Here is a 24,536-nt window from a genome sequence, read left to right as displayed (position 1 = left end):
TCATGTCCTGAAAAACTGTTCTTCATCCGGCTTTAGAAACGCCGGTTGCACCTGCTTATTTTTTCCTCGGCTCAGGTGATAAAGACCTGGGCAAAAGCCTATTTGTAAACCGGGAAACGCCCGGCCAGATCAAGCACCCTTTCAGCCACTTTGTCCAATTCCTCCCTATTGCCGTCAGCCTTGAGGGTGTCGTCAATCAAGGCCGCGATCCCGGCCATCTCTGGTTCGGCCATTTTACGAACCGTAATCCCCGCTGTGCCGAGGCGTATCCCGCTGATCGAGCCTTTTTTGTCGGCATCAGCGGGTATCATGTTGCGGTTTGCTATGAGGCCCACGGATTCCATGACCTTCTCGGCCTTGGCCCCGCTAACGCCTTTCTGGGTTACATCGATAATCACCTGATGGTTGTCTGTGCCGCCGGTTACCAGGCGGAAGCCCCTCTTTTCCAGCTCAGAGGCCAAAGAGTGGGCGTTTTCTATGGTTTTTTGCTGGATAGCCTTGAATTCAGGTTCCAAGGCCAGCTTGAAGATAACCGCCTTGGCGGCGATCATGTTGACCGCGCTGGTTCCCTGACAACCGGGGAATATGGCCCGATTCAATTTAGCGCCATACTTTTCCCTGCTTAGGATCACGCCTCCCCGGCCGCCCATCATGGTCTTGTAGCAGGTGAAGGTCACAAAATCGCAATGAGGCACCGGGCTTGGTATAACCCCCGCCGCCACCAGACCGCCCAAGTGAGCCACATCGGCCAACAGATAGGCCCCCACTTCTTTCGCCACCTCGCTCATGGCCTGATAATCAATCAAACGCGGATAGGCGGAAGCTCCGGCCACGATCATATTGGGCTTGAATTCAAGCGCCATTTCCCTGATCTGGTCGTAATCCAGAAGTTCGGTCTCGGTGTTGACTGTGTAATGCTTAAAATTGAAACACTTGCTGGTGATGGAAGCCTGGTGCCCATGGGAGAGGTGGCCGCCATGGGGGAGGCTCATGGCCAGGATCCGGTCGCCAGGTTTAAGCACGGAAAAGTACACCGCCAGGTTCGAAGAGGTCCCACTGTGCGGCTGCACATTCACATATTCCGCTCCGAAGAGCTCTTTGGCGCGCTCAATAGCCAGGTTTTCGACCTCGTCAGCATTTTCGCAACCGGCGTGAAACCGTTTGCCGGGATAGCCTTCTATGGTTTTGGTGTTAAATATGGACCCCAAAGCCTCGGCCACTGACAAAGGCGAATGGTTCTCCGCGGCTATCAGGTCCAAGGTGTTCTCTATGCGTGTTTCTTCCCGTTGGATCAACTCGGCGACAACCGGATCATCCTGGGGCAAATACTGCATCTAAGGTGCTCCTTTTGAATCCCTTGAGGGAAGCAAATGGAATCCGGATTCCTGTTTCAGGCCAATAAAAAAGCGCGACGCTTATATTTCTTTCAGGAACAGCCGGAGCAAAATAGATGCCATGATTTGTATTCCCCTTAAAAAAACCGGGGAACCACGCAATAACACCTCTTAATCATTATTGATATTTTTTTACTCGGAGATTGTGTAAGGTTTCACAAAAAGCCCATTTCAACAGCTTCCTTTTCAAATCTGATAAATTTTAAAATCAGCCTATTATAATCGGGCGTTCAGATGACAATTTATTTACAAAGGGAACACGAATGTCAGCTACTTAGCATAAATTATCATTTGCGAAAACCTAATTTATCAATCTTGAAAAACCACGCTACGGGCGCCTTGGTGCAAAATATCACTATTGACAATTAATCATACAGTATGCTTTGTTAGCTAAATCAAGGCTAAGAAACAATTTTTCCAAATCAGATTTTTGAGAATACAGGCCAGAGCTTTAGATTGCGACCCCTTAGATAAGACAAGGTTGAAGCTGAATAAACCTGTCCCCTAATCAAGAGGGGTTAGAACTAACAGGAAACGAGAATAATTTATTTTTTAAATAAACCGGGTCAAAAAACCAAAAGGATTTTTGAAAACGCCCCCTTGGGAAAGGATTTTACCAGTGACCAGGCTTCAATTTGTGGCTGATACGGCGCAACACGCCACCCAGGCCATTGCCGCCGCCCTGGGAGTGGATGTGGCCATGATAGATGATCAGTTCCAGTTGGTGGCCACCAGCAAAACCTTTTTAAATAAAAGGGGAACCGATATAAACAAAAGCTTTGTACAAAAAGTCAACGAGACAGGCTCCTCGGTTATACCGAATCCGGGGCACCATGAGTTCTGTAAAGGCTGTAAATACGAGAACAACTGCCCTGAAACCGCGGAGGTGATCCGCACCATGAAATATGACGGCGAGATAATAGGCGTTATCCTCATGGTTACCTACACCCAGGCCCAAAAGGAAAGAATCCTGGCCAATACCGAAGTATTGCTTGAGTTTATCGGCGAAATGGCAGACCTGATCTGCAAGGACATAAAACTCGGCGAGGCCATGGCCAACGAAAAACTGGTCACCAAGCAGTTGCAGACCACCATGGATTTCCTGGATGACGGCATAATCATGGTGGACCGCTACGGCACCATAACTCAAAGCAACAAAACCGCCCAAAAAATGGCGGACATCAACCAAAAAGACTGGATCAACCACTCCATCCGGGAATTTCTACCCTTTCAGGTCTATGACTTTCTCATCAACCAGGGCAGAAGCCTGAAACGCCTGGAGGTCTCGGCTCAAAATCCGGAAAAGGGCAAATTCCTGGTCTCGGCCGACCCCATAATAGTCAAGGAAAAGGTGGCCGGAGCCGTCATGCACATTGAGGATATGGACCAGGTTCACAACCAGGTCTATGAATATTCCCAAACCCAGATAAGGTATTCCTTTGACGACATAAAAGGCGACAGCCCGGAGATAAGGGCAGTGGTGAACTATGCCAGCCAGATATCGGCCAACGACTCCACCATCCTGATCCAGGGGGAAAGCGGCACTGGAAAAGAGCTTTTTGCCAGGGCCATACACAATCACTCGCCCAGGAGGAACGCACCCTTTATCCCCATCAACTGCGCAGCCATACCGGAAGCGCTTTTGGAGAGTGAACTCTTTGGCTACACAGACGGAGCCTTCACCGGCGCCAAAAAGGGAGGCAAACCCGGAAAATTCGAAATGGCGGGCAAGGGCACCATTTTTTTAGATGAAATCGGAGACATGCCCCTGCATATGCAGGCCAAGCTGTTAAGGGTTCTACAGGAAAAAATCGTAGAAAGGGTGGGAAGCGTCAACCCCATACCGGTAAAGGCCAGGGTCATAGCCGCCACCAACCAAAACCTGGAGAGCAGGGAATACCTGCATAAATTCAGAAGAGATCTCTTCTTCAGGCTCAGTGTCATGCCGCTCACCATACCGCCTTTAAGGGAAAGAAAATCAGATATCCTGGTTTTGGCGGAATATTTCATGAAAAAATACGCGGCCCGTTTTCACAGCCAGGTCAAGGGTCTGGATCAAAAGGCCAGGGAACAGCTTTTGATTCACCCTTGGCCGGGCAATGTGCGTGAACTGGAAAACGCAATTGAATACGCGGTTAACATGGAACGGTCCGAGAAAATCACCAAGGCCTGCCTTCCGGCCAATGTGTGTCAGTCAATCCAGCTTCCGCCCAAGGAGCAAGGACTTATGGCCAGGATCAAGGAATATGAAAGGCTTATCATTGTCCAGAGCCTGGAGCTTCACGGCAGCTCAGTCCCCGGCAAAAAAGAGGTGGCCAGGGAGCTGGGCATAAGCCTGCCCACCCTTTACCGCCGCATAAAGGAACTCGGCATCTGAAAACAGTTTTTGTCGTGGTTTATGGTGTGTATTGCAGCGCCCTTGCAGAGGCGTGTGGCTTTCTGTGTGTAAAGCATTATTAGAACCTACGTCAAGGCTCATAGGGTTACGTCCTTAACACGGGCTGAAAAACACCTTACACACACGAAAAATTAATTAGACACTCTCGATGACTCATAGGCTTGGCTGTAGGCTCACTCCTTGATGCTGGGCTGAATGAAGCTCTCTGTTTTGCCGTTGGTTCGCGGCATGCAGAATTTTGTCTTCTTGGGCGCTTAACTCCCAGGTAACGAGGAACAGGTGTTCCCAACCGACGCATCTCTGACGCTTGAGCCGATGTCCGGTCAAGTCCTGCGCATACGCCTCATGGCTGCGATGGGTAATGCGTTCCATGGCAAAGGTTTTGCCTCCCATGCGAGCAACGGATAATATGGTGACAGTGTTGCCTGAGGATGATAATTTCTTCAAAAGCATCATTCTCTTGATATTTCAGATGGGCTGTTTAGTGATCGTTCCCACCGAAGCAGATAAGGCGTTGTTGATTATCCAGAAGCGGTTTGCGAAATCGCTGGTGGCTGTCTATCTTCATGGCTCGGCTGTGGCTGGTGAACTCCGCCCCCGCAGCGATGTAGATCTGCTAGTGGTCATTGACCAACCGATGACTTCTAAGGTTCGAAGAGGTCTTACATCCGAGTTAATGGACATATCCGGGCGATATCCTTTTGATCCGTATGGACGCCATCCTCTTGAGGTGATTGTATTTTTGCGCTCCGATCTTGCTGGGTCGTTCTATCCTGCAAGGAGCGAATTCATTTACGGGGAGTGGTTGCGTCACGAATACGAGGCGGGCGAAAGTTCCAAGTCTGTCTGTGATCCAGAGCTTACCTTGGTGCTGGCCCAGTCGCGACAAGAAGCGAAACCTCTGGTCGGACCAAACGCAAACGAGCTTCTACCAGCTATTCCAAAACCTGACATACGCCGTGCAATCAAAGATATCCTTCCAGCTTTAATCGAGACATTACAGGGAGATGAACTCAACGTTCTGTTAACTCTGACGCGTATGTGGCGGACATCAGTTACCGGTGAGTTTGTTTCTAAGGATGTTGCAGCGAATTGGGCGGCGACTCGCCTAGCGGCCGAACAGGCGGCAGTTTTAGTTGATGCGCGAGAGGCCTATTTGAGCGGATGTGAAAATGATTGGCAAAATCGTCGTCAAGAACTTCAACTCACGGTTAGCTCATTGCACGATTGTATCTTAACGAATCTATGACTCTTTCATCGTGTGCCAAGATGTGTGTTCATAACACAAGCCTCGCATGAACAAAATGCCCGACAGCATCCTGCAAACCCTGGTTTTTTATTTTAAGAAAGACTAAAAAACAAACCATTTAAACGGAAAAGCTTGATGTCTCCCCTTACACGCCCTGAACCTCCGGACACCAATGCGTTTTTTAACATAACCAAGGAATTCCGAAAAATCTTTAAATCCAGGCGGGAGTACTTGGAGGGCCTGACAGTTCAAGTGGTGTATAGTAGGTTTTTAAGACATCACTAATCCTTTTGCCTATAAACACTGAACCGGCCATGATCAGGGGGAAAATTAGAGTTGCGATTTTTCGGGTTCAACAAACGCATTGGTGTGGTCGGCATGTATCGGTCGGGCAAGACCGTATTCATGACCTCTTTGATAAACCATCTGGAGCGCCATGACCCGGACCGCTTTCCCCTGGGCAAAAAAAGAATAAGGTTGGGTAACTTCAACCCCCTGCCTGTTGAAGACGGTTTCAGGGCATTTGACTATGAAAGTCATCGCCACAGCCTGGTGAGCCTGCAGAGATGGCCCACCAAGACCCGCATGGCCAGGCAGTTTCGCTTTAACCTGACCAGAAGCGACTGGCGTTACACCCTCATGGACCTTACCCTCACCGATCTGCCCGGCGAACGTCTGGCTGATATCCGCATAGCCAAGAACAGCTATGAATCCTGGTCTGATGAAATATGCGGGCTTTTCAGCACGGAACCGGAATACCTGGCCCACGCCCAAGGCTATATCAAGACTCTGGCCAAGGCGGCCAACCAAGACTCGAATCCGGATCAAGATGAAATCCTGCATGCCTACCGCCTGGCTTTAGCCAGGGCGTGCCTTTCCTATCTCCCCGTAATAACACCGTCATCTTTTCTTTTGGGGCCCCAGGGGGATTATTGCGGCCAAAGGGATGAAAAAGGCATGGCCCAAACCCGCTATGTGGGAGTGGATAAAGACAACCAGTTTGCCCCGCTCTCCAAAGAGGTTCGCAAAAAACACCCCGGCCTGGCTGGCCTGTTCAAAAGGCGATACGAGCATTACCGCCGCTCGGTGGTTGCGCCGACCGCCCATTGGCTGGCTCAGTGTAATGAGCTGGTGGTGCTGTTGGATATAACCACCATTTTGGCGGGCGGCCTGGGCATGTATCACGGGGCCTTGGCCCTGATAGAAGACCTGATCACCTATGTGGACCCGGGCCGGGGAGTGCTGGGGCAATTCGCCTCCGGACTGTTGAAGCCCTTGAGCGCAGGACACCTCACTTTGCCGGGCATAACCCGCATAGCCTTTGTGGCCTCAAAGGCGGACAAGGTGCATGCAAGCGACAGGCAAAAACTGCTCAGCCTTTTGCGGGCCATGGTGCAGAGCCGCATGAACGACTTGAGCGAAGAATATAAGCTCAGGGTGGAGTATTTCGCCTGTGCGGCGGTCAAGTCCACAGTAAGCCTGAATAACGGTAAACTGGAGGGGCAGCCGGTGGAGTTGTTGCAGGCAAATTCTCAAAAAAGGCCGCCGGTGGTGCGTTTCACCCCCTCAAAAGTGCCTGGTTCCTGGCCGGAAAACTGGGGCAGCCATGAATACCGTTTTCCCGACATACTACCCCAGATGCCGGCCAGAAAAGACCTGGCCCCACCCCACCTGGGACTTAACCTGGTGGCGGATTTTCTGTTATCCTCAGACCATTTGACCGAATAACCGCTCAGAAACAAGAGGGTTTTAGATATGACCGTAAAAACCCCACGGCCTCCTTCAGAACAGGAAAACCGAGCAGCCCCTGAAGAATGGGTGGCCGATCCCAATCAGGCGGGCCCGGCTCTAACCGATAAACAAACATCCCGGCCCGCCCCTGCCCCGGAACCGGAGCTGGGCATGCCCAACCAGCCCCTGGGCCAGGCGGAGCAGGTGCCGAACGGCAAAAGCCTTTTACTGGACACCCGCGCCAGGCAAAACGCTGAAATGGAAGAAAAGGTCCTGGCCAACCTGCAAAAACAAACCGGCCGCGCGCCAGGCTGGCTCAACTTTTCCTGGCTGAAACACCTGGTTCTGGGGCTCTGCGGCCTGAGCCTGGTGGTACTGGCAACCCAGGCCCTGAGCTTTATCTCACTTTTGCAGGGCCTGCCCGACTGGGCCAGATATGGCGGCTACGGGCTCATGGGCCTGCTCTGCCTTTTGGTGCTCTGGTCTTTGGGGCGTTTTCTGATTTCTTACATGCTCTTGCGGCAGTCGCCCAGGATATCCCTGACCGCCTTGCGCAGCCTGGAGCAAAGGGCAAATCTGCGTCAAAAGGCCCATGACCTTTTAAAGGACGCCCAGGAACAGCTCTGCGGACTTTTGACTGATTACCCGTTAAAGGGACGGAAAAAGAAAAAGACCCAGGCCCTGGGCTTTTCCGATGAAGAGATTGAGCAAATGGCCAAGGTGCGCAAACACCTCTTGGAGCTGGCCTCTGAAGAGAGCACCGAGGCCTGGCTCATGCAGTTTGAAAAAACCTTTTTGGAACCCCTGGACCAGGCCGCCAAGAAAAGAATCACCCGCAGGGCCTGGCTGGTGAGCCTTAAAACCGCGGCCGCGCCTTCCGGCTTTTTAAGCGCGGCGATTGTGGTTATTAACGCCTATCAGCTTATGAACGAATTGTGCGCCATATACCAGCTGCGCACCGGCGGCATGGGAACCGTCTCCATTTTGCTGCGTATCTTTGTCAACGCCTTTGCAGCCAGCCAGATGGAAGAATGGATGGACCAAGCCACCCAGGGCATAATCGGCACAGCCGCCACCGGCACCGACGCAGCCGCGGCCTTTTTCAAGGTGCTGGCCGGAGGCATCATGAGCCGGGCGGCCGAGGGCGGAGCCAACGCCTTTTTACTCATCCGCCTCGGCGCGGCGGGCATGCATTATCTAAGACCCCTTACGGAAAAAACGGCCTGAAGCAGGCGGGACTCTTCAGATCAAACCTGTTCCATGGCCGGTGCTGAAAAAGAGGATTTAAACAACGCGGGGCGACTGCTCATTTTGGCATTAAAAACAAGCCGAGTCCCGCCTCTTGCCAGTCTCTTGAACTTCTGCGCGAACCTGTAACACACATAAAAACCCCGGGAGGTTCGCGCACGTATCAAACCATTGATTATAAAGATAAATTTAAAAATGCGATATATTCACCCCCTCCTGAAATGCGCAAAAACTTGGGGTTCGCGCAAACCTTATTATTTTCTTTGTATTTTCAATTTGTTAAAATACCCGCAGTCGCGCCCCACGCGGGCGCGTGGATTGAAACCCCACTTAATCTCACCCCAGCCGGTTACGTCCCTGGTCGCGCCCCACGCGGGCGCGTGGATTGAAACGATATAGACCCCCCCTTGTTGCGCATAATCGCTGGTCGCGCCCCACGCGGGCGCGTGGATTGAAACCGCATGCGCTGCACCGTGGTCTCTATGATGCGGTCGCGCCCCACGCGGGCGCGTGGATTGAAACATCTTGTGCGCGGATTTTAGTTGTTCCTGGATGTCGCGCCCCACGCGGGCGCGTGGATTGAAACACAAGATCAAAGGTATCGGGCATGAGGGGCTCCTGTCGCGCCCCACGCGGGCGCGTGGATTGAAACGTGGACTGCCTTACCCTTGACTTCCACGGCGGCCAGTCGCGCCCCACGCGGGCGCGTGGATTGAAACTTCTTGGGATGGGTTGAGTTTTTCCCGATGATAGCGGTCGCGCCCCACGCGGGCGCGTGGATTGAAACTGGCCGACTCCGGAGTGTGCCCGCCGTTTGATCCGGTCGCGCCCCACGCGGGCGCGTGGATTGAAACTGTATCACGCCTGGCGTCGGCGGGAGCATCCGGCGGTCGCGCCCCACGCGGGCGCGTGGATTGAAACCACGACCCCTTTGCCTGATTAATCCAGCAAAAAGTCGCGCCCCACGCGGGCGCGTGGATTGAAACCCACTGCGGCGGCGGCTCCCCGTGATCACTCCAAGTCGCGCCCCACGCGGGCGCGTGGATTGAAACAGGGTGGAGGATGCCCAGGCCGAGGTCGATCGGCGTCGCGCCCCACGCGGGCGCGTGGATTGAAACTCAGGCGTGATCGCAGGGGCCAACAGGGCAACGAGTCGCGCCCCACGCGGGCGCGTGGATTGAAACCAAAACGGTGATGCTCTGGCCTTGGTTTATTGGCGTCGCGCCCCACGCGGGCGCGTGGATTGAAACTAATTTTAACAAGTCTTTGGAGGGTTGAGCATGCGTCGCGCCCCACGCGGGCGCGTGGATTGAAACTCCGACCGATCCAAAAAGGCCCAGGTAGAACGCAAGTCGCGCCCCACGCGGGCGCGTGGATTGAAACCAGGCTCTGCCCCAGGCTTTGGGCGACGGGGCCTGTCGCGCCCCACGCGGGCGCGTGGATTGAAACTTTTGCCTCCAAGCCGGATAGCCCCAGGGTTGACGTCGCGCCCCACGCGGGCGCGTGGATTGAAACAAAACTGCGTGGTTCCAGTCGTACGACCCCGCCGGTCGCGCCCCACGCGGGCGCGTGGATTGAAACTTAGCCTGTGCTCCGGAGGCGGAGGGCTTGACCTCGTCGCGCCCCACGCGGGCGCGTGGATTGAAACAAGAGCATATCAATAGCCTTTATGGGCTTTTTGTCGTCGCGCCCCACGCGGGCGCGTGGATTGAAACATAGACCGCCTCATATCCCGCATCAGCCCAAGGGGTCGCGCCCCACGCGGGCGCGTGGATTGAAACTCCCAGAGCCTAGCCACAGCTGGCCAGGGGTTTAACAGTCGCGCCCCACGCGGGCGCGTGGATTGAAACTTGGATTGGGCGGTTCTGACGGGCCGTCTAAAACGTCGCGCCCCACGCGGGCGCGTGGATTGAAACCAAAACAAATTCCACGGCGCGTTTAAATGTCTGCTCCGTCGCGCCCCACGCGGGCGCGTGGATTGAAACCGCCCGAGATCTCGCCGAACCGATCATATTGGCGGTCGCGCCCCACGCGGGCGCGTGGATTGAAACTCGTTACTGTCGGGCTTAGGCGGGTCCGTGGATGTCGCGCCCCATGCGGGCGCGTGGATTGAAACTGGATATGGCCGAAGAGGAGGGGGTGGACGTGGTCGTCGCGCCCCATGCGGGCGCGTGGATTGAAACGATTGCTCTCAAGAGAATAAAGGGAATGGCCATGTCGCGCCCCATGCGGGCGCGTGGATTGAAACAAGCTGGGGGGGGATGCAATTTTAATCGAATCGGTCGCGCCCCATGCGGGCGCGTGGATTGAAACTTGAGTGCTCGGCAAGCATGACGGGTGTTTGGTGTCGCGCCCCATGCGGGCGCGTGGATTGAAACAATCCCTCCCTCCTCAAGTGCGACCTTGGCCTTGGGTCGCGCCCCATGCGGGCGCGTGGATTGAAACTGTGTTTTTGTCTCGCTCATGACCTTGTCCCTTTGTCGCGCCCCATGCGGGCGCGGGGATCTAACCTCACAAAAAAGGGAGACAAAACATGTCTCCCTTTAAATCGTGATCCACACAAACACCATAAAATTATCCGATTCCCAGAAAACAGGCCTCCCGTCCCCATCTTCCAGGCGGATAAGCTCTTTTTATCTGGGGATCACCTTGATATCACAGTGGTCGGTATTATCCCGCAGGCAATGGGTAACATGAACACAGGAAAGGTCCTTGCTGTAGGCCTCATATTTGGCCTGATCCACCCGGCAATAGATCATGCCTTCTTTTTCCTTTCCCATCTCCTTCCAGGTTTCGGCCAGGGGACAGTTGTAGACCCTTGCAACCGGCGGCTCAGCGCTCACCGACTCCGCCTCAAAACCAAGCATGGGCAGGTCTTCGGAATAGTTCTCAGGCGTCAGGTCCAGCCCCTGGTCCAAGGTGTCCTGCCTGGCGGACAGGCCTATACTTTTGCCATAGGCGTCGGCAACCTTTTCAGCCAGGGCCTCGCCTTTTTCCGGGCCCAACTCTTTTTTCAATACATCCACCATGGTGGCGTGATAAATTGCCAGGCGGCGCAAGGCCAATATCACCTGGTGTTTGGCCTCTTTTTTTTCAACCGTTTCAGCGCTCATATTTCCCTCCCAAATATGTTTATTCACCGATTTTCCAAAAAAGAATACAACCAGGCTTCCATTCCTCAAGCCACTGTTTAAAACTCGCATAATTTATCTGATATTTAACCGAAAATATTTTGGGGAGGTGCGGGTTTACTGATCAGGCTTTTTCACTTATAGGAAAAGCTATAAAACAACCCAAGGATACGATCCGGGAATAATCGAAAGTCCGGCCCAAAGTGAAACTCCAAGCAAAAATAAAAGGACCGCACCAGAAAAAGCCGGCCCCTTTGGCCCGGACCAGTGATCCTGCTCCCAGGCAAATAAACAGGCTATGGCCCCAAGGCTGGGGAAGACCAGCCTGCCCTGGGAGCCCCATAAAACAGAGGTCCAGACAGCCACCGCCCCCAGGTTGGCCCCCACCTGGCTGGTTAAAATCCAGTAATAAATTCTGTCTGCATCCCGCCTGGCCCGGAGTATGAACACGGCAGCCAGGGAAAAAGCGCTTAACCCGAAAAACACATAATAGACCCAGTCGGGAAAAACGATATTAAACCCGCCAAACACACCCCAAAAGGATTTGACAAAACCATCCCATTCCTTAAGCAAGGCCAAAGGCTCAAGGGCGGAGCGTGCGTTTCCTGCGATTTTCCGGTGGATTTCATTGGCCAGCACCTCGCCATATAAAAGCCAGTTGCGCACAAACCACCAGCCGCAGATAAGAGCCGCCGGAACCAGCAGGCCAAGCCCCCGGCGGACAACCGAAAACAGGTCGGCTTTTTTATGCCAAACAACTATCATGCCGGGCAAAAAAAGCGTCAGGGCGGATAACTTGGTCATAACGGCCAAAGCCGTTATTATTCCCGCGCCCCAAAGCCAGGCCGGACGCTTGAGCGATTTGACCAGGGCCAGAAGCGCAAGGCAGGAAAGCGGCATGATAAGGGCGTCATTGTTCACCGAACTGGTGATAAACAAAAACATGGGGTTAAAGGCCACCAGGCCTGATGCCAAGACAGGTGTATGGATAAACCAGGGTTTGAATTCAAGGCACAAAAACCAGGTGGCGAAAACTGCGATCCCACCTAGAAAAATGGAAAACCAGCGTATTCTATATAAAGCCTTTATAGCGGCACTGGGCTCGGCCTTATTCTCTGAAGAAAGCCACATATGTTTATGGCCGGGAAGATCGGCCCGTCCCACCGGGTTGTCCGGTCGCCAGCGATACATCTTTTCGGCCCCGGCCAGGGAAACGCCCCGGGTGAACAAGGCGGCCAGGGCATAATAAAGAGGGGGTTGGGTTGCCTCCTGGCGGGCCAGGCCAGGTGCGTCTATGCGCGCCCGGGGAAGCTCGCCCTGCCTGACCAGCTCTATTACATATCCAAAATGCCTGGCCTCGTCCGAGGCCTCCAGGGCAGGCGTGGCCTCGCAGAAGATAGCGGCCAGGGCCGCATAAGCCATTAAAATCGCCCACAGCCATTTATGCTGCTTAAAAAACTCAATCAAACTTTCATTTATCCCTGTCAGGTGTATTCGATGTAAGGGCGCAGCAAACAACAGCCATCATAATGCCGCAACCGGATTCAATAGTCGAATGCTAAAATCCGGCCATGTCATGAAAGATTAATTGACCTTACAGGCAGAAAAAAACTAAGTTAAAGAAGGCCACTTCCCTTTACCGGGAAAAATGGTGCTTTATCGGCTTTTGATGAGGGGTCCATGGTCATGACCAGACAAAACCCAGGCAAAACAGCCCCTCTTACCAAAAAACTGCCGGGTCTTGTTGCCAAATCCTTTGTGGCCGGTTCCGTATTGGCGGTGCTTATCCCCCTGCCTTTTTACCCGTCTTCCCTCAGCCGGGAAGAATACGTAATCTGGCTGGCGCGTTTTCTCTGGGTGCTCCTGCTTACCTTTGGGGTCGGCTTTATCCTGCTTCTCACAGGCATGGCTCAAAACCGGCGCAAAAGCCCCCCCGGTGAGACCAACAATAAAAAAACGCCGCGCCTTTAAACAAAGGCGCGGCTAAAAAGGGCCTTAACCCAAGTCGTTTATTGATCAATACGATATTTGGCCAGTTTTTTCTCGTCTATGGTAACGCCCAGACCGGGTTTATCCGGCACTTCCAGAAAACCGTTTTTTACCAAAAGCGGTTCTGTGACCACGTCATCTTCATAAACCATCACCGAACCCAACATCTCCGCACCTGAGACCACCCCTGGCGTAGAGCTGTAAAAATGGGCGGCGCCAGCCATGGAAAGGGAAAAATCCAGGTTGCCGCCTAAAAAGCAGGGAGCGCCCGAGGCATGGCACAAGGAAACGATCTTTTGGGAACGGCGTATGCCGCCGCATTTGACAACCTTGACATTCACCACACTACCCGCCCCCTGCTCCAGGCAGCTTCTCGCCTCCTGAGGGGTGTAGACGCTTTCATCCAGGGCAATGGGGGTTTTCAGGTTCCGGGCCAGCTCGGCATGTCCCTTAAGATCCCAGGCAGGCAGGGGTTGCTCAATCCACTCCATGCCAAGGTCATCCAGGCGGGAAAACACATCCCTGGCCTGGGAGCGGCTGTAACCGGCATTGCCGTCCACCCTTAGTTCAACTCCTTCGCCAAGCACGGCATGCACGTTTCTCACCCTGGCCACGTCCTGGCGAGCATCCTGGCCGATCTTCACCTTTATATGCTTAAAGCCCTGTTCCAAAAGCTCCCGGGCAAAATCCCCGGCCTGGTCAGGGTCCACCATATCCACGGCCCCGGTCATGGGGACCCGATCCATGCGTTTGCCGCCGATCAACACATGCAAGGGCTGGCCAGAGGCCTGACCGCATAAATCCAGGCAGGCCAGGTCCACCGCCGCCTTGGCCATAAGGTTGTGGGGCATGATTTTATCCATAACAAAATGGATATTTTCGGCCTGCCTGGGGTCCAATCCGATAATACCCGGCAACAGATAATCGCTTAAAGCGCGATACAAAGAGGCCTGGTCATAACCGTAGACCTCCAAAAAAGTGCTGCCCTCTCCCCAACCGATTCGCCCCTGATCATCCGTAAGCTTAACCAGCACCTGGGTGCTGGCTTTCAGCACCCCCACTGCAATGGTAAAGGGTTTAAGCAAGGGAATGGAGACAGCTATCGCCTCGGCTTTTGTTATTTTCATGACGCATCCGTCCTGTAAGGCTCTTTGAACAAAAGAGCCATCTTTCTGTTTTTATTCAAAAAGCAGGCAAATTGATTAACAGCGGGCAGTTAATGCACAAACCCCAGCCATCTCGGCACGGTCATGGTGATGGCAGGCACATAAACCACCAGGGCCAAAACCGCGAACTCAACCAGAATAAAGGGCCAAAGAGCCTTGACCAGGGTCCCCAGTTTCAGGTCCGAGACAACCATTCCCATGAAAAGGCAACCACCCATGGGTGGGGTCATCAGGGCAATATTCAAATTCACACACATCATGATCCCGAAATGCAGGGGATGCACGCCCAGGTTGATGGCTAACGGAGCCAGAATGGGGCCCAGAATCAAAAGCGACGGCCCGATATCCATGAACATGCCCACCAGGATGAGAAACAGGTTGATCAAAAGTAAAATTACGTATCTGTTATCGCTTAAAGCCATGAAGCCCTTGGCCACCAACTCCGGTATCTGCTCAATAGCCAGGAACCAGGCCAAAACACTGGCGCAGGAGAGCAGCAGGGTGATCACCCCGATGGTGACGGCGCTTCTCAAAAAGACATTGTAAAGTTCTTTGAAACTGATGTTTCTGTAGACCACCAGCCCCACGAACAAGGCCAGCCCCACAGCCACGGCCGCCGCCTCGGTGGGAGTTACCAGCCCGCCCAAAATACCGCCCAGAATCACTATGGGCATAAGCAGGGCCCAGATGGCGCCCTTGGTTCGCCGGGTGATATTTTTTACGGTCATCTTCTCCGGGTTGGTGGGGTAATTCCGCTTTACGGCCATATAGCGGGTGAGAATCATCAAAGCTACGCCGATCATCAGTCCCGGAACAATGCCTGCCGCAAACAAACCGGCTATGGAGACCTCCATAATGGCCCCGTAGAGCACCATGATGATAGAGGGCGGAATAATGGGAGCGATAATGGAACTGGCCACCGTCACGGCCGTGCTGAAGGGCTTGTCATAGCCCTGCTTGGTCATGGCCGGGATAAAGATGCTGCCCAAAGCCGCGGTGTCGGCCACTGCCGCGCCGGATATGCCGCCAAAAATAATGCTGGTGACTATATTCACCTGAGCCAGCCCGCCTTTCAGGCGGCCAAAAAACAGATTTGAAAAATCCACCAGTCTGGTGGTGAGCCCCACCTTGTTCATTATCTCCCCGGCCAGCAGGAAAAAGGGCAAGGCCAGAAAGGTAAAGCTGTCCATGGCTGAAAACATGCGCTGGGAAAGCATTGATAAAAACATATCATTGCCCAGGTAAAGAAACCCGAGCACAGTGGTAAGCCCCACCACAATTCCCACCGGCAAACCGATCAGGGCCAGGATAAAAAACGAAATCAGAATAAAAACCGGCATGTGCCTTCCTTAGTCTATGCCTTGGTGAAAATCGCCAAGGTAAAACGGTTTACTCGGCCTTCGCGCCTTCCTTTGTCAAATCAGCCGCGATTTTCTTGACCACACCGAGAAACAGCTGCAACAGGGTCAGCCCTGCGCCAACCGGAACAGCCACCACAATCCACTCCATGGAAAGGGGAAGAGTGGAGGCGCTAAGCATGTTGTTCGCGGTCATGAGCACACCCTGATAAAAGAGCACCCCCATAAAAAGCGCAATCAAAGCGTCAACCAGGTAGTTCAGAAACTTAGCCACCGGTTTAGGGGCGACCTTTTCCGCGATTTCAATCTTTATGTGCCGCCCCTGGCGCAAGGCTATGGAAATGGCGGTGAATCCCATCCAAACCAGCAGATACCTGGCCACTTCCTCGGTCCACATAAAGGGGTTTTGCATGACATAACGAAAAAACACCCCCATAAGCGCGACCAGGGTCATGGCCACAAAACAAATCACACACCAGGCGCCTGCCGCCATTTCGATAAAACGACCCAAATTTTCAGCAAAACCGGTGATACCGGACGGGTTGTCTGTCTGCATTTAAAGAGTCCTTTGAAGAGTTAAGAGGCTGGAATTTAGCAAAATTCCAGCCTCTTGCCAATTACTTGTAACCCAACTTCTTCTCCGCCGCATCCACGGCTTGAACCAGCTCATCAACCCATTTGGGGTCCATTTGGGTCTTGAGCCATTCAAGGCAGGCAGGCCCGGCCAGCTTTTGCAGTTTGGAGACCTGCTCGCCGTTCAAGGAGGTGACGGTCATGCCTTTCTTGGCCAGGCTTTGGGCAGCCTGGGACTCGAGCAAAAGGCTCATGTTGCGGGCGGTCAGACGCCCGGCCTTGACTGCGTCTCTGAAGGCAACCTTGTCCTGCTCAGGCAGTGAGTCATACCAGGATTTATTACAGAGCCAGATCTGATAACCCATCTGGGAGTTGGCCAGGGATAGATACTTCTGAACCTCGTAAAGCTTAAACGCATCGACCACAAAGGCGGCGTTGGTCTGGCCACCGACCACGCCGGTCTGCAGGGAGGTGTAGACCTCGGGCCAGGGGATGGGCACTGCGCTGCCGCCGAGGGACTTGAACATGGCAGCCTGTAGAGGACCCATGGCTCTGAATTTAATTCCCTTGAAATCTTCGGAAGTAACCAGAGGACGTTTGTTGTTGGTAATGGCCAGGAAGCCGAGATCCTGGATAGCCAAGGCCTTGAGGCCGGTTTTCTCGGTCATGGCATCCAACAACTTTTGCCCGTAGGGGCCGTCGAAAACTTCCCAGGCAATGGCGTCGTTTTTAAAGATATAGGGCGCCATCATCACCTGGGAGGGAGGGAATATGCGGTGCAGGGAAACCATGGAGGCGACTATCATTTGAACCGCATTGGCCTTCACCGCCTGCAAAAGGTCTGTTTCCTTGCCCAGGGTGCCCCGGGGATAGACCTCGATCTTGTATTTACCGGCCGTGCTTTTGTTCCACACATGGCCAAAGGCGAGCACACCGGCATGGGCCGCGGCTTTAAAAGGGTCGGCCTTGCCCAAATGGGCGAACTTCACCCTAACGGGATCATCGCCGGATATGGCCGGACCGGCCGTCATGGCTAAAACCGCCACCAATGTCAAACAAACCACTACGAGCTTTTTCATTACCTTTAGCCCTCCCCTGATCCTTGAGTCTTCAAGTAAATGGTGTTTTTAAAAAAGAGCCTGCCGCTTGTTCAAAGTCAGGCCACCTGTTTTTCAAGCATTTTTTCCCAGAACCATAAGCTGCTCTATGATCTGGATCATAGTTTGAAATTATTTTTCAAATTAAATTGAAAAAAACTTCAAAAGGGAGAAGTAAAAAAAGGATAAAGATCTCCGTAAAAGGGGACACCCTCTCATTTTAAATAGTTTTTTGGGCAGGCTGGGAGAAAAGCTCTGTTTTTTATATATAAAAACAGGTCAGGCCCAAAAAGGGCCGCGGCCGAGTTTCTCCAGGGCAACCGGATCTGCGATTTGTATTCTGCCCCTGGCAGACTGCACAATGCCCTGTTTGCGCAACTGGCCCATTATGCGTATGGTGGTTTCCGTAGTGGCTCCGACCAGGTCGGCCAGTTCCTGGTTGGTGAAATTGAGGGTGTGGCCGAATTTTTTATAGAGCATAAAAAGCATATTTATTATTCTTTGCTCGGCCTTTTCAGCCACCATGTCCAATATTCGCTCATAACTGGTTTGCACCAGATGCCCCAGGATTTTGATAATCCTCAAGGCCACAGTGGGATGCTGAAAGACAAAATCAACGAAATCCGTTTTTTTAAGACACAAAATGGTTGAAGTGCGGATGGCCTGGGCGGAAAGGAATCTGGGCAGATCTTCAAAAAGGGTTACTGCATTCAGGGTGTCTCCGGGCCAGCCCATCACAGCGGTGTAGGCTTTACCGCTCTCGGTGCTTTTGGAGAGTTTCACCAGGCCCTCAACCACCACCTTGAAATAACGGGGTGTATCGCCTTCATGAAAAATATATTCACCCTTTTTATAAAACCGTATGGAGGACAACTCGGCCAGATTGGCGAGCTGGTCGGGATCAAGCTCTTCAAAGCCCAGAGTCTTATTGAGGATAGCTATTTTCTGGTTAAGTTCCACGTTGTTGGATCCGCCTTTGATCAACAGGAGAAAAATTTGGCCGGGCATCCAAGGGCGCTGAATCATCTCTACCCAAAGGATGCACAAGGCTGTCTAAACCGTGATATCTTAGCACACTGTTTAAGGACGCCCAAAAGCCAATCAGCTTAAAAAGTCTTTGGGCGATGATCGGTTGACCTGAGCGGAAGCACCAGTCAAATAGAATCAACTAAGGGAAAAGAACCATGCCGGGCCCAAGCTGCTTGACATCCCTGAAAGTCCCGGCCGGATAAAATGCGATTACAAATCCGGATACAACCAAACTTTGGCATTGAGGAGGAAAAATGCCTGTAGTATTTGAAAACGGCCCTATTTTTGTAGGTGGCGGAACCACCTTGCACAACACCTCTGTTCTGGTTGAAGACGGCATTATAAAATCGGTTCAAAAAACCGGTTCAGCCCCCTTGCCGGATTGCCGCAGGGTGGACCTGAAGGGGCGCACCCTATTGCCGGGCCTGATCGATTCCCATGTCCATCTTGTCATGTCAGGCGAGCCCGATCCCATGGCCGAGGTTTACCAGGGAAAAGCCCCCATGCTTATCCTCCAGGCGGCCGTGCGTGCCCAAAACACCCTTATGGCCGGATTCACCACGGTCAGGGACATGGGTTGCAAGGACTATGTGGCGCTTTATCTGCGTGACGCGGTGAACCAGGGCCTGGTGCCCGGCCCGCGCATCCTGGCCAGCGGCCGGGTGATCACCATGACCGGCGGCCACGGCTGGCAGATCGGAGGCAGGGAAGCCGACGGGCCGGACGAGGTGCGCAAGGCCACCAGGGAGCAGTTGAAACAAGGGGTGGATCTGGTCAAGGTGATGGCCACCGGCGGCGTGCTCACCCTGGGCGTGGAGCCGGGCTGCCCCCAACTGAGTTATGAAGAGCTAAAGGCCTGTATCGAAGAGGCCCATAAGGCCGGACGCAGGGTCGGCACCCACGCCCAAGGCATGCAGGGCATAAAAAACGCGGTCTTGGCCGGCGTGGATACGGTTGAGCACGGTATTTATCTCTCAGAAGAGATCATAAATGAGATGATCAGCCGCAAAACAGCCTTGATACCCACCCTCTCCGCCCCGGTCAATATCATGAACAAAGGGACCGGAGCGGGCATGCCCCTGGAGGTGGTCACCAAGACTGAAAAATCCTATGAATCCCATCTGGCCAGCGCGGCCATGGCCTATAAATCAGGGGTTAAGATGGCCATGGGCACAGATGCGGGAACGCCGTTTAACCTGCACGGGGAAAACGCAAAGGAAATCAAGCTGCTCACCACCATCGGCATGACTCCGTCCGAGGCCCTGACAGCCGCCACCCTAAGCGCCGCCCAGGTGCTTGGCATAGATAACAAAACCGGAAGCATCGAAAAGGATAAGGAAGCCGACCTGCTGGTGGTGGAAGGTGACCCCGTGACCTACCCTGAGATCCTGATTCAAAAGGAAAACCTGCTTTTGATCATGAAACAGGGTCAGGTGGTCAAAGACTTGTTGTAGAAAAATCTCTCGCCGGGCCAAGAGAGCTTACAGTCCCGGCCCCCTGTCAGGGGCCGGGACTGCTTTTTAAATCAGGCAAGTTTCTTTTTGGCGGCCCATTGTTCCAGGCGGTCAAAGGCCTGGTTCAAGTCCGCTTGGGTGGCGCCAAAAGAAAGCCTCAAATGCCCTTCTCCGCTGGGGCCGAACGAGCCTCCCGGCACGGTGATCACCTTGGCCTGTTCAAGTATCTGGATAGCCACTGTGCGGGAATCCTCTGAGCTGAACAGATATCTGGCCAAAAGATAAAAAGCGCCCCTGGGCTCCACAAAATCAAAAACACCTTCCATGGCGCGCATGCGCCTTACGGCCAGCTCCTTTCTTTCAAAAAGCTTGGACCGCATATGGGCCACCACATCCTGCGGCCCGGTGATCGCGGCCAGGGCGGCGTACTGGGAAGGTGTGGGCGCACAGATGGCGGCCGAGTCATGGACCTTCATCATCTGCTCCATCAAGGGCCTGGCCGCGGCCACATAGCCCACCCGCCAACCGGTCATGGCGTACTTTTTGGAAAACGAATTTATGGTTATCACATGCTCGCCCATGTCAGGCAAAGAAGCCGGGCTTAAGTGGGGGGTGTTGTCATAGATAAGATAGTCATAGGTCTCGTCTGAGATAAGCACAATCCCCTTTTCCCTGGCCAGTTCAGCCAGGGCCCTGACCTGCCCGGGATCATAGACCCCGCCGGTGGGGTTGCCCGGGTTGCAGACTACAATGGCCCTGGTGCGCTCGGTAACTGCACTTTTCACCGCCTCGATATCCAGGCTCCAGTCTTTTTTGTTAAGGGGAACAAAGACCGGTTTTCCCTCGGCTAAAAGCACCTGCTCAATATAAGAGGCATAGGCGGGCTCCGGCAGGATCACCTCGTCCCCCTTGTCCACCAGGGTGAGGAAGGCGGTCAACAGGCCTTCCATGGCTCCTACGGTGATGGAGACCTCTCCGTCCGGATCATACTCCACCTGTTTTTCGGCCTTGAGATAATCAGCCACCGCTCGACGCAAGGCCGACAGACCGGGCTGCAAGGAGTATTTCCCGGCCAGGGTGTCTGAGAAAAGGGCCTGACTGGTGGCCTTTACCACATGCTCCGGCGTGGCAAAAGAAGGAACCCCCTGCCCCAGGGAGACACAATCGCCCACCTTGGCCGCCAGAATCGGCATCTCCTTGGTGGCTGACATGGAAATCTGCTGCACCCTCTGACTAATGGGTATGGAAAGGCTCATTTTCATACTCCTAAAAAAAGGCCGGAGGACTGGCGGTTTATGGGCTTCGGCCCCAACCGTCGTGGTCCTCCGGAAAAGTTCACCCTTATAATTATCTAAGACTGTTCAAAGCCGGGAATGCGCAGGCGGTTTTCCAGCCTGCGCAAGCCCCAGGTGGCCAGGGTCACCAGGACCAGGTAATACAAGCCTACCACTAAAAATACCTCGGTGTAGCGGAAAGACTCGGCCGCCAGGATCTTGCCCTCGCCGGTAAGTTCCACACAGGTGATGATATAAGCCAGGGAGGTGTATTTGATCAGGTATACGACCTCATTACCACAGCCGGGCAAGGCCCTTCTAAAGGCCTGGGGCATTATGATCGAGACTACACTCTGAAATGTGGTGAAGCCCAGGGCCTTGGCCGCCTTTAGCTGCCCTTCCTTAATGGCCTGGAGCCCTCCCCTTATATATTCGGAGTGATAAGCCCCGCTGCAGAGTACAAAACCCAGCACTGCCGCGGTAAAGGGCGGGAACTTGAGCCCCAGCTTGGCCAGCCCGAAATAAATAATAAAGAGCTGAACCAGAAGCGGGGTGCCCCTGAAAAGGTTGGCGTAGATATTGGCCGGAACCTTTAGAAAGGGATTGCCATAAACCCTTAACGCGCCGACAACCACTCCCAAAAGGATGCCGCCCAAGGCAGAGGGGATTATAAGCTGGATGCTCACCCATAAGCCCTGGTTGAGATAAGGGACAACCTCATCGATGATAAAAGCCCAGGTCTCCATGGTCAGGCTTCCTCGCCGTAAAGTTCAGCCAGCTTGGAACAGAAATCCTTGGTGCGGCTGACAGGGGTGCAATCCATAAGCGCCTGGGGCGATCCCTGTTCCACAATGCGGCCGTCTTGCATGAACACAAACTCATCGGCCAGGGAAGCGGCAAAAGCGATCTGGTGAGTGGCCATGACCATGGTCATGCCGCTGGCGGCCAGATCCCTGATAACCGCCAGCACCTCCCCGATCAGCTCGGGGTCAAGGGCGCTGGTGGGTTCGTCCAAGAGCATTATCTTGGGGTCCATGGCCAAGGCGCGGGCCACGGAAACCCTTTGCTTCTGCCCGCCTGAAAGCTGGGCGGGATAAAGATCCGCCTTGTCGGAAAGGCCGACCCGGTCAAGCTCCTGCATGGCCCTTTCCCCGGCTTTGGCCTTGCTTTGCTTTTTCACCTTAATCAGGGCTATGGCCACGTTTTCCAAAGCGCTCAGGTGGTCGAACAGGTTGAAGTCCTGAAAAATCATGCCCACCTGTTGACGAAATCCGTACAAAGCGGCTTTTTTGGAGGGGTTTACCTTGTCGCCCTCCAGGTAGATATCACCTTCATCAGGCAAGTAAAGCAGGTTCATGCACTGCAAAAGAGTGCTCTTGCCCCCGCCGGAAGGGCCAATGAGAACCTTTAAGTCGCCCTTGTTAAGCTCAAGGGAGACCTTATCGATAATCTTGTTTCCTCCAAGAATCTTGGAGACATTCTCTACCCGAAATATGGGGTTGGTTTGGGGCACTGTCTACATCCTAGTGGGAGTAGCCTGCAATACGCACTTTTTTCTCCAGCTTGCGCAGTCCGGTCACACCCAAATAGGTGAGGACATAGTAAAGCAGGCCTGCTGCTATAAAAAGCGGCAGGTGCTCAAAGGTGCGCGAAGCCACAAAGTGGGTGCGGGCCATGATTTCTGTGACGCCGATGACAAAGGCCACGGCGGAATCCTTCAATATAATCGAATATTCATTCGACCAGCCAGGTATGGAGAACCGCAAGGCCTGGGGAAGAATGATGGAGGTGATCGCCACCCGGTTGGACATGCCCAGGGCTTGAGCCGCCTTGAACTGGCCCTGAGGCAGAGACTGTATGGAGCCCCTGAAGATCTGGGATTGATAGGCCGCGCTGGTGAGACCCAGCACCATGGCGGCAGAGGCAAAGGCGCTCAAGTTAAGGCCGATTAGGGAAAAGAGGCCAAAATAGAACAAAAGAAGTAAAACCACCACCGGCACGCCCCTGAAGAACCATACATAGATTCCCACTAAAAAGCGCACCACGCGGTTACCGTAAACCTGGCCCACAGCCAGGGGCACTCCCATCAAAAGGCCCAGCCCCATGGCCCCAAAAACCAGTCCCGCAGTCTCCAGAAACCCCACCAGGATATAAGGCATTGCATCGATTACAACATTTAAGCTTTCAAGCATTCAAACAAAACTCCGGTGGGTGATATGGCATATCCCCGTTCAAAACGAGGGGGCGCCTGGCAGTCCAGGCGCCCGCGTAAGTCTAACAAAAAAACGGCCTAAAGGAAAACAGCGCTATTTAAGCTCGTATTTTTTCTCCAACTCCGCCCATTTGGGAGAAGCCTTCAGCATTTTGATACCTTTGTTCAGCATTTCCAGCAAGTCTTTGTCCGCCTTGCGCACCGCGTAGCCGAAATCCTCGGTGGGCATGCCGAACTCGCCCAAAATCTTGATGGGTTTTTTGGCGGCCATGTCCTTGGCCGGGGCATCGTCCATAATCGCGGCCACAATGCGACCGTTCAACATGTCTTCCACACTCAAGGGAGCGCTGTCATAGAGCACACGGTCAAATTTCCAACCCATCTTGTCCATGTTGGTTTTCAACCACTTGGCCTCGCTGGTGCCCCTCTGCACGCCCACGCCCTTACCGCTTTTCAAGATGTCCTTGGGGGTGAGCTTGGAGTCCTTGGGCACAACCATGACCTGCTTGATGGTCCAGTAAGGGATGGAGAAGTTCACCACTTTGGCCCTGGCCTTGGTGATGCTCATACCGGAAGCGATGAAGTCAATTTTCTTGGCGTTCAAGCTGGGGATAATACCATCCCAGTCCATGGGCTTATGCACAACCTTAAAGCCCAACTTGGCCGCAATCCAATCCACTGCCTCAACATCAAAACCATTGGGTTTACCGGTTTTGTCAACAAAGGCAAAAGGCGGGAAATTGGCATCTATGCCGTTTACATAGGTCTTTTCCGCGGAAAAGGCCGTGGTGGGCAGGGCCAGGCCCATGGCAAGACATGCCAGAACCAACAACTTCGCGATTCTTTTAGCCATTAGTGAACTCCCTCTCTACCGTGCTTATTTGTTTTTTGTTGATGGTTGTCTATACATCAAACATCAAAACTTATATTGTTTATTGTCTATACAATTAACCAATATTTGCGATTAATTGTATATACAACCAACTTTTTCTTTTTCCACTGCCAGGACAAACGCCTTACCACATATAACAGAGAGCAATTTTTGCGGCAAGCCATAAACCTTAAAACTCAAATAATCCCCAACCTGATACCTGTTAACAATTCTCAAAAACAAAAACCCGCAGTCCCCTTAAAGTTAACTTTTGAGGGAAAAGGCGAAAATCATATTCGGCAAGCTTGCCATGGCCCCGGCACTGTGATAGGCATGAGCTTGTTTTACCCCCCAAAACGCCG

Annotated in this window: 19 protein-coding genes and 1 CRISPR repeat array; of the genes, 6 read left to right on the top strand and 13 right to left on the bottom strand. The window is 53.4% G+C overall.

Translation table 11 applies throughout. The annotated features are described in order from the left end of the window. Positions 1–98: 98 nt before the first annotated feature. Positions 99–1,334 carry a serine hydroxymethyltransferase gene (glyA, locus tag X474_RS11390; protein WP_044348904.1) on the bottom strand — a complete coding sequence of 412 codons (1,236 nt, stop codon included), beginning with the start codon at positions 1,332–1,334 and terminating at the stop codon, positions 99–101. A 679-nt stretch (positions 1,335–2,013) separates the two neighbouring features. On the opposite strand from glyA, the gene X474_RS11385 reads away from it, so the two are divergent. From X474_RS11385 to X474_RS11365, 4 genes are all read left to right on the top strand, one after another. Then, on the top strand, positions 2,014–3,771 hold the full coding sequence (locus X474_RS11385; RefSeq protein ID WP_044348903.1) for a sigma-54 interaction domain-containing protein: 1,758 nt from the start codon (positions 2,014–2,016) through the stop codon (positions 3,769–3,771). Between the two features lie 391 nt (positions 3,772–4,162). Next, a complete protein-coding gene (locus X474_RS11375; RefSeq protein ID WP_197282058.1) occupies positions 4,163–5,041 on the top strand; it encodes an aminoglycoside adenylyltransferase family protein in 879 nt (292 codons plus the stop codon). A 336-nt stretch (positions 5,042–5,377) separates the two neighbouring features. Further along, positions 5,378–6,769 carry a YcjX family protein gene (locus tag X474_RS11370; RefSeq protein WP_044348901.1) on the top strand — a complete coding sequence of 464 codons (1,392 nt, stop codon included), beginning with the start codon at positions 5,378–5,380 and terminating at the stop codon, positions 6,767–6,769. A 27-nt stretch (positions 6,770–6,796) separates the two neighbouring features. After that, positions 6,797–7,999: a YcjF family protein gene (locus X474_RS11365; RefSeq protein WP_044348900.1), complete on the top strand. Its 1,203-nt coding sequence runs from the start codon at positions 6,797–6,799 to the stop codon at positions 7,997–7,999. Positions 8,000–8,313: 314 nt separating this feature from the next. Then, positions 8,314–10,531: direct repeats of the CRISPR family, unit length 32 nt; unit sequence GTCGCGCCCCACGCGGGCGCGTGGATTGAAAC. Between the two features lie 122 nt (positions 10,532–10,653). On the opposite strand, the gene X474_RS11360 is transcribed toward X474_RS11365, so the two are convergent. Both X474_RS11360 and X474_RS11355 read right to left on the bottom strand, forming a co-directional pair. Next, positions 10,654–11,133 carry an L-2-amino-thiazoline-4-carboxylic acid hydrolase gene (locus X474_RS11360; RefSeq protein WP_044348899.1) on the bottom strand — a complete coding sequence of 160 codons (480 nt, stop codon included), beginning with the start codon at positions 11,131–11,133 and terminating at the stop codon, positions 10,654–10,656. Between the two features lie 168 nt (positions 11,134–11,301). Then, a complete protein-coding gene (locus X474_RS11355; protein ID WP_156360730.1) occupies positions 11,302–12,573 on the bottom strand; it encodes a glycosyltransferase family protein in 1,272 nt (423 codons plus the stop codon). 264 nt (positions 12,574–12,837) lie between these two features. Here X474_RS11355 and X474_RS11350 point away from each other — a divergent pair, with 264 nt between their 5' ends. Beyond that, positions 12,838–13,122 carry a hypothetical protein gene (locus tag X474_RS11350; protein ID WP_044348896.1) on the top strand — a complete coding sequence of 95 codons (285 nt, stop codon included), beginning with the start codon at positions 12,838–12,840 and terminating at the stop codon, positions 13,120–13,122. Between the two features lie 38 nt (positions 13,123–13,160). On the opposite strand, the gene X474_RS11345 is transcribed toward X474_RS11350, so the two are convergent. The 5 genes from X474_RS11345 to X474_RS11325 all read right to left on the bottom strand — a co-directional run bounded on the left by X474_RS11345 (position 13,161) and on the right by X474_RS11325 (position 18,342). Continuing rightward, positions 13,161–14,267 carry a mandelate racemase/muconate lactonizing enzyme family protein gene (locus X474_RS11345; protein ID WP_044348895.1) on the bottom strand — a complete coding sequence of 369 codons (1,107 nt, stop codon included), beginning with the start codon at positions 14,265–14,267 and terminating at the stop codon, positions 13,161–13,163. Positions 14,268–14,356: 89 nt separating this feature from the next. Beyond that, positions 14,357–15,646, bottom strand: coding sequence for a TRAP transporter large permease (locus X474_RS11340; RefSeq protein ID WP_044348894.1), 1,290 nt, complete (start codon positions 15,644–15,646; stop codon positions 14,357–14,359). 49 nt (positions 15,647–15,695) lie between these two features. Further along, positions 15,696–16,220 carry a TRAP transporter small permease gene (locus X474_RS11335; protein WP_052515110.1) on the bottom strand — a complete coding sequence of 175 codons (525 nt, stop codon included), beginning with the start codon at positions 16,218–16,220 and terminating at the stop codon, positions 15,696–15,698. A 61-nt stretch (positions 16,221–16,281) separates the two neighbouring features. Continuing rightward, entirely contained in the window at positions 16,282–17,316 is a 1,035-nt protein-coding gene (gene dctP, locus X474_RS11330; protein ID WP_044348893.1) for a TRAP transporter substrate-binding protein DctP, read from the bottom strand. 297 nt (positions 17,317–17,613) lie between these two features. After that, positions 17,614–18,342: a Crp/Fnr family transcriptional regulator gene (locus X474_RS11325; protein WP_056009616.1), complete on the bottom strand. Its 729-nt coding sequence runs from the start codon at positions 18,340–18,342 to the stop codon at positions 17,614–17,616. Positions 18,343–18,617: 275 nt separating this feature from the next. On the opposite strand from X474_RS11325, the gene X474_RS11320 reads away from it, so the two are divergent. Continuing rightward, a complete protein-coding gene (locus tag X474_RS11320) occupies positions 18,618–19,817 on the top strand; it encodes a metal-dependent hydrolase family protein (RefSeq protein ID WP_044348889.1) in 1,200 nt (399 codons plus the stop codon). A gap of 71 nt (positions 19,818–19,888) precedes the next feature. On the opposite strand, the gene X474_RS11315 is transcribed toward X474_RS11320, so the two are convergent. The 5 genes from X474_RS11315 to X474_RS11295 form a co-directional block, all read right to left on the bottom strand. Next, complete coding sequence (locus tag X474_RS11315; protein WP_044348887.1) at positions 19,889–21,073, bottom strand: pyridoxal phosphate-dependent aminotransferase; 1,185 nt, start codon at positions 21,071–21,073, stop codon at positions 19,889–19,891. Between the two features lie 95 nt (positions 21,074–21,168). Next, positions 21,169–21,837 carry an amino acid ABC transporter permease gene (locus X474_RS11310; RefSeq protein ID WP_044348886.1) on the bottom strand — a complete coding sequence of 223 codons (669 nt, stop codon included), beginning with the start codon at positions 21,835–21,837 and terminating at the stop codon, positions 21,169–21,171. Positions 21,838–21,839: 2 nt separating this feature from the next. Next, the gene (locus X474_RS11305) at positions 21,840–22,604 is read right to left on the bottom strand and encodes an amino acid ABC transporter ATP-binding protein (protein ID WP_044348885.1); all 765 of its coding nucleotides are present in this window, start codon (positions 22,602–22,604) and stop codon (positions 21,840–21,842) included. A gap of 10 nt (positions 22,605–22,614) precedes the next feature. Further along, positions 22,615–23,283, bottom strand: a complete 669-nt coding sequence (locus tag X474_RS11300) for an amino acid ABC transporter permease (RefSeq protein WP_044348884.1) — start codon at positions 23,281–23,283, stop codon at positions 22,615–22,617. A 114-nt stretch (positions 23,284–23,397) separates the two neighbouring features. Further along, entirely contained in the window at positions 23,398–24,156 is a 759-nt protein-coding gene (locus tag X474_RS11295) for an ABC transporter substrate-binding protein (protein ID WP_044348883.1), read from the bottom strand. Positions 24,157–24,536: the final 380 nt, after the last annotated feature.

The organism is Dethiosulfatarculus sandiegensis (assembly GCF_000931935.2).
Taxonomy (GTDB): Bacteria; Desulfobacterota; Desulfarculia; order Desulfarculales; family Desulfarculaceae; genus Dethiosulfatarculus; species Dethiosulfatarculus sandiegensis.
This window is presented reverse-complemented; position numbering and strand designations above follow the sequence as displayed.

Bases quoted from the DNA above. Each gene is read 5' to 3' on its own strand.
- glyA (WP_044348904.1), bottom strand. From the start codon at position 1,334: ATGCAGTATTTGCCCCAGGATGATCCGGTTGTCGCCGAGTTGATCCAA.
- X474_RS11375 (WP_197282058.1), top strand. From the start codon at position 4,163: ATGGCAAAGGTTTTGCCTCCCATGCGAGCAACGGATAATATGGTGACA.
- X474_RS11365 (WP_044348900.1), top strand. From the start codon at position 6,797: ATGACCGTAAAAACCCCACGGCCTCCTTCAGAACAGGAAAACCGAGCA.
- X474_RS11360 (WP_044348899.1), bottom strand. From the start codon at position 11,133: ATGAGCGCTGAAACGGTTGAAAAAAAAGAGGCCAAACACCAGGTGATA.
- X474_RS11355 (WP_156360730.1), bottom strand. From the start codon at position 12,573: ATGGCTTATGCGGCCCTGGCCGCTATCTTCTGCGAGGCCACGCCTGCC.
- X474_RS11350 (WP_044348896.1), top strand. From the start codon at position 12,838: ATGACCAGACAAAACCCAGGCAAAACAGCCCCTCTTACCAAAAAACTG.
- X474_RS11345 (WP_044348895.1), bottom strand. From the start codon at position 14,267: ATGAAAATAACAAAAGCCGAGGCGATAGCTGTCTCCATTCCCTTGCTT.
- X474_RS11340 (WP_044348894.1), bottom strand. From the start codon at position 15,646: ATGCCGGTTTTTATTCTGATTTCGTTTTTTATCCTGGCCCTGATCGGT.
- X474_RS11335 (WP_052515110.1), bottom strand. From the start codon at position 16,220: ATGCAGACAGACAACCCGTCCGGTATCACCGGTTTTGCTGAAAATTTG.
- dctP (WP_044348893.1), bottom strand. From the start codon at position 17,316: ATGAAAAAGCTCGTAGTGGTTTGTTTGACATTGGTGGCGGTTTTAGCC.
- X474_RS11325 (WP_056009616.1), bottom strand. From the start codon at position 18,342: ATGCCCGGCCAAATTTTTCTCCTGTTGATCAAAGGCGGATCCAACAAC.
- X474_RS11320 (WP_044348889.1), top strand. From the start codon at position 18,618: ATGCCTGTAGTATTTGAAAACGGCCCTATTTTTGTAGGTGGCGGAACC.
- X474_RS11315 (WP_044348887.1), bottom strand. From the start codon at position 21,073: ATGAGCCTTTCCATACCCATTAGTCAGAGGGTGCAGCAGATTTCCATG.
- X474_RS11310 (WP_044348886.1), bottom strand. From the start codon at position 21,837: ATGGAGACCTGGGCTTTTATCATCGATGAGGTTGTCCCTTATCTCAAC.
- X474_RS11300 (WP_044348884.1), bottom strand. From the start codon at position 23,283: ATGCTTGAAAGCTTAAATGTTGTAATCGATGCAATGCCTTATATCCTG.
- X474_RS11295 (WP_044348883.1), bottom strand. From the start codon at position 24,156: ATGGCTAAAAGAATCGCGAAGTTGTTGGTTCTGGCATGTCTTGCCATG.